The organism is Acidovorax sp. GW835-FHT14G06, assembly GCF_058793595.1.
The window spans coordinates 241,513-254,496 of the sequence record NZ_JBXAGA010000003.1 but is presented as its reverse complement, the minus strand read 5'-3'; the positions used below and the strand labels follow the sequence as shown (position 1 = coordinate 254,496).

10 protein-coding genes are annotated in these 12,984 nt (G+C 66.5%); 4 read left to right on the top strand and 6 right to left on the bottom strand.

Features of this window, described 5'->3' with window-relative positions; genetic code table 11:
* Positions 1–7 precede the first annotated feature (7 nt).
* From ureE to AC1Q64_RS06245, 6 genes are all read right to left on the bottom strand, one after another.
* Positions 8–661, bottom strand: coding sequence for an urease accessory protein UreE (gene ureE / locus AC1Q64_RS06270; RefSeq protein ID WP_492250787.1), 654 nt, complete (start codon positions 659–661; stop codon positions 8–10).
* Between the two features lie 75 nt (positions 662–736).
* Positions 737–1,216, bottom strand: coding sequence for a GNAT family N-acetyltransferase (locus tag AC1Q64_RS06265; RefSeq protein WP_492250786.1), 480 nt, complete (start codon positions 1,214–1,216; stop codon positions 737–739).
* Positions 1,217–1,227: 11 nt separating this feature from the next.
* Complete coding sequence (gene ureC / locus AC1Q64_RS06260) at positions 1,228–2,946, bottom strand: urease subunit alpha (RefSeq protein WP_492250785.1); 1,719 nt, start codon at positions 2,944–2,946, stop codon at positions 1,228–1,230.
* 93 nt (positions 2,947–3,039) lie between these two features.
* Positions 3,040–3,345 carry an urease subunit beta gene (locus AC1Q64_RS06255; RefSeq protein ID WP_492250784.1) on the bottom strand — a complete coding sequence of 102 codons (306 nt, stop codon included), beginning with the start codon at positions 3,343–3,345 and terminating at the stop codon, positions 3,040–3,042.
* Between the two features lie 61 nt (positions 3,346–3,406).
* The gene (locus AC1Q64_RS06250) at positions 3,407–4,021 is read right to left on the bottom strand and encodes a HupE/UreJ family protein (protein ID WP_492250783.1); all 615 of its coding nucleotides are present in this window, start codon (positions 4,019–4,021) and stop codon (positions 3,407–3,409) included.
* A 33-nt stretch (positions 4,022–4,054) separates the two neighbouring features.
* Entirely contained in the window at positions 4,055–4,357 is a 303-nt protein-coding gene (locus tag AC1Q64_RS06245; protein ID WP_108626693.1) for an urease subunit gamma, read from the bottom strand.
* Positions 4,358–4,626: 269 nt separating this feature from the next.
* On the opposite strand from AC1Q64_RS06245, the gene AC1Q64_RS06240 reads away from it, so the two are divergent.
* The 4 genes from AC1Q64_RS06240 to mgtA all read left to right on the top strand — a co-directional run bounded on the left by AC1Q64_RS06240 (position 4,627) and on the right by mgtA (position 12,977).
* Positions 4,627–8,253: a hybrid sensor histidine kinase/response regulator gene (locus AC1Q64_RS06240; protein ID WP_492250782.1), complete on the top strand. Its 3,627-nt coding sequence runs from the start codon at positions 4,627–4,629 to the stop codon at positions 8,251–8,253.
* Positions 8,253–9,323 (top strand): response regulator, encoded by a 1,071-nt coding sequence (locus AC1Q64_RS06235; RefSeq protein ID WP_492250781.1) that lies wholly within the window; start codon positions 8,253–8,255, stop codon positions 9,321–9,323. Before AC1Q64_RS06240 ends, AC1Q64_RS06235 begins: the two co-directional genes overlap by 1 nt.
* Before the next feature lie 398 nt (positions 9,324–9,721).
* Positions 9,722–9,967 carry a hypothetical protein gene (locus AC1Q64_RS06230; RefSeq protein WP_492250780.1) on the top strand — a complete coding sequence of 82 codons (246 nt, stop codon included), beginning with the start codon at positions 9,722–9,724 and terminating at the stop codon, positions 9,965–9,967.
* Positions 9,968–10,250: 283 nt separating this feature from the next.
* A complete protein-coding gene (gene mgtA / locus AC1Q64_RS06225) occupies positions 10,251–12,977 on the top strand; it encodes a magnesium-translocating P-type ATPase (protein ID WP_492250779.1) in 2,727 nt (908 codons plus the stop codon).
* Positions 12,978–12,984: the final 7 nt, after the last annotated feature.

Below are 12,984 nucleotides of genomic sequence, written 5' to 3'. Positions count from 1 at the left end.
CGGTGGCTCAGTGGTCGTGGTTGCAGTTCGGGCCGTGCACGTGCCCTTGGGCCACCACAGGGATGGACACGGTGCGGCCACGGGCTGTGGGTGTGGCCGCAGCCGGTGTATCGGTGTGGGAGTGCCCGTGGTCATGGTCATGCGCGTGACCATGGTCGTGATCATGATCGTGGCCATGACCCCCATGGTGGTGCCCGCCGCCATGCCCCGACGCGTAAGCGCCGCCTTCGGGCTCAAACGGCAGGTTCTGCTCGTTCACGATGAGGTGCATGGCGCGCAGCATGTCGGCCAGCACGTGGTCGGGTTCGATCTTGAGGTGGTCGGGCTGCAGTTCGATGGGCACGTGCCGGTTGCCCAGGTGGTAGGCGGCGCGGGTCAGGTCGAAGGGGGTGCCGTGCTGTGTGCAGTGGGTGATGACCAGCACGGGCTGCGGCGCTGCAACCACGCGCACCATGGAGCCGTCTTCGGCCACCAGCACATCGCCGCCGCGCACCACGGTGCCGCGCGGCAGGAAGATGCCCAGTTCGCGCCCGGCCGAGTCGGTGGCCGCAAAGCGGCTTTTCTGGCGCACGTCCCAGTCCAGCTCGACGGTGGTGGCGCGCTTGAGCAGCACGGGAGCGAGGCCTTGGCCTTGGGGGAGAAGTTTGGAGACCTGGATCATGGCAAGAGGGGAGGGCGGTGCCGGAAGGGCGAGGTCCACATTGTGGCCTTGGCCGAGGGGCGATGCGCGGCTGCTCTACAGCGCACGGCTCATGTACCTGCTGTGGGGGTCGAGCCGGTAGCTGCCGAATGGCGCGCAGTCGGCAAAGCCATAGCGCAGGTAGAGCTGGTGCGCGGGTTCAAAGAAGGGCTGGGTGCCCGTTTCCAGGCTGATGCGCTGGTAGCCCAGGTCCACCGCCTGGCCCAGGATATGTTCCAGCACGGCCCGGCCCACCCCCTGGCCACGCACGCTGGCTGCTGTGCGCATGGACTTGAGTTCGGCATGGTCGGCGTCCAGGTGCTTGAGTGCACCGGTACCCACCAGCTCGCCCTCGCCGCGCCAGGCCGTCCAGAAGCGGATCTCGGGCTGGCGCAATTGCACCATGTCGAGCGCGTGCACGCTCTCCGGTGGCGAGGTGGCACGCATGTCCTTCAAGTGCTCCTGCATGAAGGCTTCGATGCGGGGATCGGTCAGGTCGTCCAGGCGGATCCGCAGGTCTTGCAGCAAGGCGTTCATGGGCGGCGACCTCAGAACAGGAAGTAGCGCTGTGCCATGGGCAGCACGGTGGCTGCTTCACAGGTGAGCAGCTGGCCGTCGGCGCGCACGGTGTAGGTCTGCGCGTCCACCTCCATCTTGGGTGTGTAGCTGTTGTGCACCATGTGCTGCTTGCGCACGCCACGGATGTTGCGCACCGCGCTCAAGGTTTTGCGCAGGCCAAAGCGCTCGCCAATGCCAGCAGCCAATCCTGCCTGCGAGACAAAGGTGAGTGACGTTTTGGCGATGGCCCCGCCAAACGCGCCAAACATGGGTCGATAGTGCACGGGCTGCGGCGTGGGGATGGACGCGTTGGGGTCGCCCATCGCAGCCATGGCAATCAGTCCGCCCTTCAGGATCAGCGCGGGCTTGACGCCAAAGAACGCTGGCTTCCAGATCACGATGTCGGCCCATTTGCCGACTTCGAGCGCCCCCACCTCGTGGCTGATGCCGTGCGCAATCGCTGGGTTGATGGTGTACTTGGCCACATAGCGCTTGATGCGCGTGTTGTCGTTGCGGGCGGTGTCCCCTTGCAAGCTGCCGCGCTGCACCTTCATCTTGTGCGCGGTCTGCCAGGTGCGCAGGATGACCTCGCCCACGCGGCCCATGGCCTGGCTGTCGCTGCTCATCATGCTGATGGCGCCCAGGTCGTGCAGGATGTCTTCGGCCGCGATGGTTTCCTTGCGGATGCGGCTCTCGGCAAAGGCCAGGTCCTCGGCAATGCTGGCATCGAGGTGGTGGCACACCATGAGCATGTCCACATGCTCGTCCAGCGTGTTGTGCGTGTACGGCATGGTGGGGTTGGTGGACGATGGCAGAAAGTTGTCTTCGCCCACCACGCGCAGGATGTCCGGTGCGTGCCCGCCGCCCGCGCCTTCGGTGTGGAAGGCGCAGATGCCGCGCCCGGCCACGGCGGCGATGGTGTCTTCCACAAAGCCTGATTCGTTGAGCGTGTCGCTGTGAATGGCGACCTGCGTATCGGTCTCGTCCGCCACGTCCAGGCAGTTGCTGATGGCCGAGGGCGTGGTGCCCCAGTCTTCGTGCAGCTTGAGGCCAATGGCGCCCGCGTTGATCTGCTCGTGCAGTGCATCGGGCAGGCTGGCGTTGCCTTTGCCCAAAAAGCCCAGGTTCATCGGGAAGGCGTCGGCCGCCTGCAGCATGCGCTCCATGTTGAAGGGGCCGGACGTGCAGGTGGTGGCCAGTGTGCCCGTGGCGGGGCCGGTGCCGCCGCCCAGCATGGTGGTCACGCCGCTGGCCAGGGCTTCCTCAATCTGCTGCGGGCAGATGAAGTGGATGTGGCTGTCGATGCCGCCTGCGGTGACGATGTTGCCCTCGCAGCTGATGACCTCGGTGCCGGGGCCGATGATGATGTCCACGCCCGGCTGGGTGTCAGGGTTGCCTGCCTTGCCGATGGCGGCGATGCGGCCTGCCTTGAGGCCAATGTCGGCCTTGAAGATGCCGGTGTGGTCAATTACCAAGGCGTTGGTCAGTACGGTGTCTACCGCCCCTTGTGCATTGGTGCGCTGGCTTTGCGCCATGCCGTCGCGGATGGTTTTGCCGCCGCCAAACTTCACTTCTTCGCCATAACTGCCAGCCCGTAAGGTGTGGTCGGCCTCGACTTCGAGAATGAGTTCGGTGTCGGCCAGGCGCACGCGGTCGCCCACCGTGGGGCCGAACATTTCGGCGTAGGCGCGTCGTCCAATGGTTGCCATGTGAGGGGTGCTCCGCAAGAACGGTTTACTATGTTTTTGATAGCTGCTAGGGCAATTGATACCGGCGCTATCGGCCAATTGGGCTTGAATTTTCTAGAGCGGGCCCTGGGTCAGGCCCTGAAAGCCGAACACGCGGCGGTCGCCCGCGTAGTCCACCAGCTCCACGGTGCGCTCCTGGCCGGGTTCAAAGCGCACGGCGGTGCCGGATGCGATGTTGAGCCGCATGCCGCGTGCAGCCGCACGGTCAAAGCCCAGGGCGTTGTTGGTCTCGGCAAAGTGGTAGTGCGAGCCCACTTGGATGGGCCGGTCGCCGGTGTTGCGCACCACCACTGTCAGCGTACGGCGGCCGGTGTTGAGCATGTGCTCGCCGGGTTCGGTAAAGAGTTCGCCAGGGATCATGGTCAGGTCCTCGAGGGGTGAGCTGCTGCGGTGTCGGTATGCATGACGCCAGTCAGACCTGTCAGGCCATCTGGGCCAGCAGGGCGCCACCCATCAGCGCCACGGCAGCGCCTGCAGCGCGGCTGAGCCACACGGTGCGGTGGCGCAGCGCCCAGCCTGCCGCCAGCCCCGCGCCATGCAGCAGCACGGTGGCGGTCATCATGCCCGCCAGGGTTTGCCAGGCGCTGTGGCTGCCCGCCAGCTCGTAACCGTGGGCCACGCCGTGAAAGACGGCAAACACCCCCACGCCCAGTGCGGCCACGAGGCCAGGCACGCGCAGGCGCGACACGACGAGCAGGCCCGTGGCCAGCAGCGACGCGGCAATCATCGGCTCCACCGCAGGCAGTGCCACACCCTGCAGGCCCAGCGCAGCGCCCACCAGCAGCATGGCCGCAAAGGCCACGGGGCCCCACAGCAGGTCGCGCCCGGCGCTGCGCGCGGCCAGGGCGCTCCACAGGCCCACGGCCACCATGGCAGCCAGGTGGTCCAGGCCGAACAGCGGGTGGGCAAAGCCGCTCAGAAAACTGTTGTGGATATGGGATTCAGCACCTGTATGGGCGCTGGCGCTGGTATTGATTGCGCTGACAGCTATGAAAAAGAGAGCAACTGTGTGGCGGTGTGAGAGTGCGATGCGCATGGGGGCTCCACAGAGAGAAAGACGAAGAGGGGGTCAGACGATCGGCTGATGGACGGTGACGAGCTTGGTGCCGTCGGGGAAGGTGGCCTCCACCTGGATGTCCGGGATCATCTCGGGGATGCCTTCCATCACGTCCGCGCGGGTCAGCACGGTGCGACCTTCGCTCATGAGCTGCGCCACGGTCTTGCCGTCGCGGGCACCTTCCATCACGGCGGCGCTGATCAGGGCCATGGCCTCGGGGTAGTTGAGCTTCAGGCCCCGGGCTTTGCGGCGCTCGGCCAGCAGGGCGGCGGTGAAGATCAGCAGCTTGTCTTTTTCGCGAGGAGTTAATTCCATTTCGTTTCACTCAAAGCTGGGGTCAATAGCTCGCGCGACCGCCGAGGCGGTCGAACGCGAGGGGTCAGTTCCATGTCGTTCTACTCAATTCAAGGCTGGATGGGCTCGTGTGGCAGGTTGTCCTGACCGGGCGGTCCTGAGGGCAACGGATTCATCATAGGCAGCAAGCCCCGTGCCCGCCATACGCCAGAGGGCGAAGGTGCGCTGGATGTGAAGGCGAATCGTGGCATGGAAACTGCACTTGCAAGGGCTGCCGTCGTCCTTTGCCCATGCCCCTTTCCACCGCCCCCCTTGCACCGCCCGACGCGGCCTCGGCAGCAGCCTTGGGGCCGGATGCCGACGCGCAGGCGCCGCAGCAGGTCGTGAAGGTCCGGCGCGACTACAACAGCTGGGTGGCCACCGAGACCATGGAGGACTACGCGCTGCGCTACACGCCCCAGCGCTTTCGCAAATGGTCCGAATGGCGGGTGGCCAACACCGCGTTTGGTGCGGCGTCGTTCCTGATCCTGGAGGCCGTGGGCGCCACGCTGCTGGTGCAGTACGGCTTCATCAATGCCTTCTGGGCCATCGTGGCCACGGGGCTCATCATCTTTCTGGCGGGGCTGCCCATCAGCGTGTACGCCGCCCGCTATGGGGTGGACATGGACCTGCTCACGCGCGGCGCGGGCTTTGGCTACATCGGCTCCACGCTCACCTCGCTGATCTACGCCAGCTTCACCTTCATCTTCTTCGCGCTGGAGGCCGCCGTGATGGCCTACGCGCTGGAGCTGGCACTCGACATCCCGCCCACCTGGGGCTACCTCATCTGCGCCATTGTGGTGATTCCGCTGGTCACCCACGGTGTGTCAGCCATCAGCCGCCTGCAGGTGTGGACGCAGCCGCTGTGGCTGGTGATGCTGGTGGTGCCGTTTGCCTACGTGCTGGTGCGCGATCCTGGTGCGTTTTCCGGGGTTGTGCACTACGGTGGTGAATTGATGCGCGGCGCCACGTTCCAACTGCCCTTGTTTGGTGCGGCGCTCACGGTGGGCATTGCACTCATCACCCAGATGGGGGAGCAGGCTGACTACCTGCGCTTCATGCCCGCCCGCACGCCTGCCACGCGCGGGCGCTGGTGGCTGGGGGTGCTGGTGGGCGGGCCGGGCTGGGTGGTGCTGGGGGTTCTCAAGATGCTGGGCGGCGCGCTGCTCGCCTATCTGGCGCTCACCCACATGGTCCCCGCCGACCGGGCGGTGGACCCGAACCAGATGTACCTGGCCGCCTATGAATATGTGTTCCCCAACTACGGCTGGGCGGTGGCGGCCACGGCCTTGTTTGTGGTGGTCTCGCAGCTCAAGATCAACGTGACCAACGCCTACGCAGGCTCGCTGGCGTGGTCCAACTTCTTCTCGCGCCTCACGCACAGCCACCCGGGGCGGGTGGTGTGGGTGGTGTTCAACACGCTGATTGCCTTCATGCTGATGGAGATGAACGTGTTCCGCGCCATGGGCGAGGTGCTGGGGCTGTACTCCAACATTGCCATCGCCTGGATCATGTCCGTGGTGGCCGACCTCGTCATCAACAAGCCGCTGGGCCTGTCGCCCAAGGGCATCGAGTTCAAGCGCGCGCATCTGTACGACATCAACCCGGTGGGCGTGGGCTCGATGGCGCTGGCGTCCATCCTTTCCATCAGCGCGCACCTGGGGCTGTTCGGCCCGCTGCCGCAGGCGTTCTCGGCCGTCATTGCGATGGCGGTCGCCTTTGTCACTGCGCCGCTCATTGCCTGGGCCACCGGAGGGCGCTACTACATTGCGCGCCAGCCCGATCCCACTGCGGTGACCGATGTGGTGGCGGTGCCCATGCACGGTCCGGTCAGCGGCAAACAAGGTGCTGAACTGGGCAGCTACGTGCGCTACACCGTGCAGCGCTGCGTGATCTGCGAGCGTGAATACGAAGCCCCGGACATGGCCCAGTGCCCGGCTTACCGGGGGGCTATCTGCTCGCTGTGCTGCACGCTCGATGCGCGCTGCGGCGACCTGTGCAAACCCCACGCGAGCATGGCGGTGCAATGGTCGGCCGCGCTGCGCTGGGTGCTGCCGCGCGCCATGTGGCGCTACCTGGACACGGGCCTGGGTCACTTTTTGCTGCTGATGCTGGTGATCGCGCCGCTGCTGGCCTCGGTGATGGGGCTGCTGTACCACCAGGAGCTCAACACCATCGCCCAGGCGGCCACTGACACCGAGGTGATGGCGGCACCCGAAGTGGCGCTGCGCTCGGGCCTGCTCAAGGCCTATCTTGCACTGCTGGTCATTTCGGGCATCGTGGCCTGGTGGCTGGTGCTGGCGCACAAAAGCCGCCAGGTGGCGCAGGAGGAATCCAATCGCCAGACCGGCCTGCTGGTGCGCGAGATCGAGCTGCACCGCCAGACCGACGAGGCGCTGCAGACCGCGCGCAGCGTGGCCGAGCAGGCGCGCCAGGTGGCCGAAGCGGCCCAGCGCGCGGCCGACCAGGCCAACCAGGCCAAGAGCCGCTACATCAGCGCCATCAGCCACGAGATCCGCACGCCGCTCAACAGCATCCTGGGCTATGCCCAGCTCATGGGCGAAGACGCGGGCGTGCCACCGCACCGCAAGCAGGCGGTGCATGTGATCCGGCGCGGCGGCGAGCATTTGTTGTCGCTCATCGAAGGCACGCTCGACATCGCGCGCATCGAGTCGGGCAAGCTCACGCTCGAGGTGGCGCCCATGCGCTTTGCGGACGGGCTGCACGAGATGGCCAGCCTGTTCGAACTGCAAGCTGCCGCCAAGGGCCTGGCGTTCACGTTTGATGTGCAAGGCGTGATTCCGGAAGTGGTGCGTGCCGATGACAAGCGGCTGCGCCAGATCCTCATCAACCTGCTGGGCAACGCCGTCAAGTTCACGGCGCACGGCACTGTCACGCTGCGCGTGCGCCATGCGCGCGAGATGGCACGCATCGAGGTGCAGGACACGGGGCCGGGCCTCACGGCCGAGGAGATCGAGCGCATCTTCGAGCCCTTTGCACGCGGCGGCTCGGGCGGCGGCAGCACCACGGCCGCGCCGGGCGCAGGCCTGGGCCTGACCATTGCCAAGATGCTCACCGCACTCATGGGCGGCGAGCTGACGGTGAGCAGCACGCCGGGCGTAGGCTCGGTGTTCCACGTCAAGCTGTTCCTGCCCGAGGTGCATGGGGATGTGCTGGGCAAGGCGGCGGCGCCCGTGGCGGCGCAAGCCCAGCGCGCCCGCAGGGGATATGCCGGCGAGCGCCGCCGCATCCTGGTGGTGGACAACGAGGAGCCCGACCGCGAACTGCTGCTGCAACTGCTGGAACCCCTGGGCTTTGAGCTGCGCCAAGCAGCCAGCGGCCACGATGCGCTGGACCTGCTGGCCACCGGCTACCGGCCGCACGCCATCTTCATGGACCTGGCCATGCCGGGCATCGACGGCTGGGAGACTTTGCGACGTGTGCGGCAGATGCGGTTACCGGACGTGCAATGTGCCATCGTCTCCGCCAATGCCTTCGACAAGGCGCTCGACAACGACGTGGACATCCTGCCCGAAGACTTCATCGTCAAACCGGTGCGCCACAGCGAGCTGCTGGACTGGCTGGAGCGCCGCCTGGGCCTGCAATGGCAATACGACGAGGCTGCGGAGGCCCCCACGGGGCCAGCGCCCACGGCGGCCTCTGCGGCGCCCGCACCCCTTACGTACCCCGATACCACTGCGCTGACGGCTTTGGCGCAGGCAGTGTCTTTGGGCTACTACCGGGGCATTCTCAACACCCTGGACGACATTGAACGCAGCCAGCCCGCACACAGCGCTTTTGTGGGCACCATGCGGCAGCTGGCCAAGCAGTTCCAGTTCGATGCCATGGGCCAGATCCTGGAACAGGCACCCTCGTGATGACCACCGCCAACCCACCTTCCTTTCAGGCCCCTGCCGCGCCGGGTGCCGCGCTGGACCGCACCGACAGCGATGTGGTGCTGATCGTGGACGACGTGCCGGACAACCTGGCCGTCTTGCACGACGCGCTGGATGAGTCGGGCTACACCGTGCTGGTGGCCACGCATGGCGAGGCCGCCTTGCAGCGCGCCGCGCAGGCCCTGCCCGACATCGTGTTGCTGGACGCGATGATGCCCGGCATGGACGGCTTTGAAGTGGCCCGGCGCTTGAAGGCATCGCCCGTCACGGCACACATTCCCATCATCTTCATGACCGGCCTGACCGAGACCGAACACTTGGTCGCCGCGCTAGAGGCGGGCGGCGTGGACTACGTCACCAAGCCCATCAAGCCGCGCGAGGTGATGGCGCGCATGGGGGTGCACCTGGGCTCTGCCCGCAAGGCCCGGCAGGACGCGCGCCAGGCCCGCGAGGCGCGCAACGCGCTCGATGCGTTTGGCTACGCCAGCATCACCGTACGCGCGGTGGACGGCCGCATCGTGTGGCAGACCCCGCTGGCGCGCGAGCTGCTGCAAAGTTACTTTGGCGAAGTGGGCCCGGACGGCGCGCCCACCGCCTTCGGCCAATGGGCGCCCGAGCCGGTGCAGGCCTGGCTGCGTCGCCATGTGCTGGCCGACAACGCGGCCGAGCTGCTGGCCGCTTCGCTGGCCGAGCCCCCGCGCCTTGCGGTGGAGCAGGGAGCCCGCAGGCTGACCTTCCGCCTGCACCAGCAGGCTGGCGACAGCGCCGGCGGCGGCGACTGGCTCATCGTGATGCGCGAGGTGTCGGATGCCAAGATCATCGAATCCATGAGCCTGTCCTTCAAGCTCACCGCGCGCGAGGCCGAGGTGCTGTACTGGGTGGTCAAGGGCAAGATCAACCGCGACATCGGCGACATCCTGGGCGCCAGCCCTGCCACCGTCAAAAAGCACCTGGAGCGTGTGTTTGCCAAGCTGGGGGTGGAAACACGCACCGCAGCAGCGGCCATGGCCATGAACCGCATCCGGCAGTTGCATCCCCAGTTTGAAGGGTGACCGTCGGGGCCAAAAAAACGCATTGACCTCGTCATGTTGCAGCGCAATAATCGCGCACCTTCATTTCCGGAGCCCCAGCGTGGAAAGTGCCAGTTGTTGCAGTGAACCCCAGCAAGCCGTGACGGCTGCTGCCTGCCAGGCCTCCTGACGCCCGCTCCCGGGCCGTGGATTGCCTTGTGCAAGCTCCGGCCCCGTCTCTCCCAGCCCCTGTTGTACCCCGTGCGCCCCCGTCGGCCATGGCGGTGTGGGTGGCTTTACCGTCTTGCCGCTTTGCTGCATCTGTGCCGTCTGCACGGGCCGCGCCCCTTTGGCTGGGGCATGGCCCGCCTGCTGTGACGGTGCCCCCTGGCGCCGATCTGCGTCTGCGTGCTCTGCCCTGCCTGCCAAGGACAACGGCCATGCGTTTTTTTGTTGTGGATCTGCCCAGCCTTTTTCAGCGTGCGGTGGCGCCTGGCGCTGAACGCGCCGAGCATGCTGCATCGTTGCCTTCAGGCGCACAGGGCCCTGCCCATGGGGCCGCTGACAGCCTGCAAGCCGTGGTCGAACTTGACGGCACCACGTTGTGGCCCACGCACCGCATTCGCTGCTACCTGCATGGCCAGCCGCCTGCGCGGGCATTGCGCCGCCGGGCGCGGCCGATTTAAGCCGGCCCAGCCTGTATTGCAACCACTACCCAGGAGGCCCCATGGACCCAGACCCGCGCAGGCGCTCCGAAGCGCCGCCCCACACCACATTCCCATTGAACTTTGCATACCAGGCCCAGGGCCGGGGGCGATGGCTCGCGTGACGGCGTGAGCCTCACGCCTCTGGCCGTTGCCGGCCAGAAGGAGTGACTCACCATGTTCCGTTTCATCCACATTTCTGCGCACACGGCACCACTGCCCGTGATGCGCAACGCCGTCAGCGCTTGCTGCTAGGGAGACCGCCATGAGCTTCCTGCACCACCTGTTCGACCGCTTTCTGCACACCCGCCATGTGACGCGCCACTTTGCGCGGCGGCTGATCCTGGACACGCTGACCCTGGGCCGCGCGCCCACCCCCGCCACCTCGCCCGACCTGCTCAGCCGCGAGCTGCAGCGCGCCGCCAGCGATGAACTGCCCGCACTGATCGAGCGCCTGCAGTCTGACCCTGCAGGCCTGAGCGATGCCCAGGCTGCCGCCGCCCTGGCCCAGCACGGCCCCAACGAGGTGGAGCACGAAAAGCCGCTGCCCGCCTGGCTGCACCTGTGGCACTGCTACAAGAACCCGTTCAACGTGCTGCTCACGGTGCTGGCACTGATCTCGTACCTCACCGAGGACCACGAGGCCACCGTCGTGATTCTGGCCATGGTGGTGCTCTCCACGCTGCTGCGGTTTGTGCAGGAGGGCCGCTCCAACCGCGCGGCCGAGCGCCTCAAGTCGCTGGTCAGCAACACCGCCACGGTGCTGCGCCGCAGCGGCGCGGAGGCCGCAGCCACGCCGCGCGAACTGCCCATCCACCAGCTGGTGCCGGGCGACCACATCGTGCTGTCGGCGGGCGACATGATCCCGTCGGACTGCCGCGTGCTCACGGCCAAGGACCTGTTCGTGAGCCAGTCGGCCATGACGGGCGAATCGCTGCCGGTCGAAAAATTTGCCGAGCGCAGCCAGCCCGGCACGAGTGCGCTGGACGCCACCAACCTGCTGTTCATGGGCACCAACGTGGTCTCGGGCTCGGCCACGGCGCTGGTGGTGGCCACGGGCAACCATACCTACTTTGGCACGTTGGCCACCCGCGTCACGGCCACCGACCGCACGCCCACCGCGTTCCAGGCAGGCGTCAACAGCGTGAGCTGGCTGCTGATCCGCTTTGCGCTGGTCATGGTGCCCATCGTGCTGGTGGTCAACGGCTTTACCAAGGGCGACTGGCTGGAGGCGTTTCTGTTCGCGCTGTCGGTGGCCGTGGGCCTCACGCCCGAGATGCTGCCCATGATCGTGACCAGCACGCTGGCCAAGGGGGCCGTGCTGCTGTCGCGCAAGAAGGTGGTGGTCAAGCGGCTGGACGCGATCCAGAACTTTGGCGCCATGGATGTGCTGTGCACCGACAAGACCGGCACGCTCACGCAGGACAAGATCTTTCTGGAGCGCCACACCGACGTGTTTGGCCACAACAGCGACGAGGTGCTGGCCTTTGCCTACCTCAACAGCCACTACCAGAGCGGCCTGAAGAACCTGCTGGACCACGCCGTGCTGGAGCATGTGGAGCTGCAGACCGACCTGCGCCTGGCGCAGGACTACCGCAAGGTCGATGAGGTGCCGTTCGACTTCGTGCGCCGGCGCATGTCGGTCATCGTCAGCGAGCGCAACGACCACCACGAGCTGATCTGCAAGGGCGCAGTGGAGGAGATGCTGGACGTGTGCACCCAGGTGCGCGTGGTGGAGGACACCGGCGCGCAAGACCTGCCGCTGGACGCCACCCTGCGCGCACGGGTGCTGGAGGTGACGCGCGGCCTGAACAACGAGGGCCTGCGCGTGGTCGCCGTGGCCATGAAGGAGACGCCGCCCCAGCAGACGGTGTACAGCGTGGCCGATGAATCGGGCCTCACGCTGATCGGCTACGTGGCGTTTCTGGACCCACCGAAGGAATCCACCGCCCCTGCGCTCAAGGCGCTGGCCGCGCACGGTGTGGCCGTGAAGGTGCTGACCGGCGACAACGAGCTGGTGACGCTCAAGGTCTGCCGCGAGGTGGGCCTGGCGGTGCAGGGCGTGTTGCTGGGCAAGGACGTGGACGCCATGGACGACGCCACCTTGGCGCGCGCAGCCGACACCCACAACGTGTTTGCCAAGCTCTCGCCACTGCACAAGGAGCGGCTGGTGCGCGCGCTGCGCGCGGGCGGCCATGTGGTGGGCTTCATGGGCGACGGCATCAACGACGCCCCGGCGCTGCGTGCGGCCGACATCGGCATCAGCGTGGACAGCGCGGTGGACATTGCCAAGGAGGCGGCCGACATCATCCTGCTGGAGAAAAGCCTGATGGTGCTGGAAGAGGGCGTGATGGAGGGCCGCAAGACCTTCAGCAACATGCTCAAGTACATCCGCATGACGGCCAGCTCCAACTTCGGCAACGTGTTCTCGGTGCTGGTGGCCAGTGCGTTCCTGCCATTTTTGCCGATGCTGCCGCTGCACCTCTTGGTGCAGAACCTGCTGTATGACCTGTCGCAGATCGCCATTCCGTTCGACAACGTGGACGAGGAGCTCATCCGCAACCCGCTGAAGTGGAACCCGGGCGACATCGGCCGCTTCATGGTGTTCTTCGGGCCCATCAGTTCGGTGTTCGACATCACCACCTTCGCCGTCATGTGGCACGTGTTTGGTGCCAACAACGTCGGGGCGCAGACGCTGTTCCAGTCGGGCTGGTTCGTGGTGGGGCTGCTCACGCAGACGCTGATCGTGCACATGATCCGCACGCCCAAGCTGCCATTTGTGCAAAGCGTGGCGTCGGTGCCGCTGCTTGCGGCCACGGTGCTCATCATGGCGGTGGGCATTTTCATCCCCATGGGGCCGCTGGCCGGGCACTTCAAGCTGCAGGCGCTGCCGCTGGCTTACTTTCCGTGGCTGGTGGGCATTCTGGCGGGCTACGTGCTGCTGACGACCGTGATGAAGCGCTGGTACGTGCGGCGCTACGGCTGGCAGTGAGCGGACG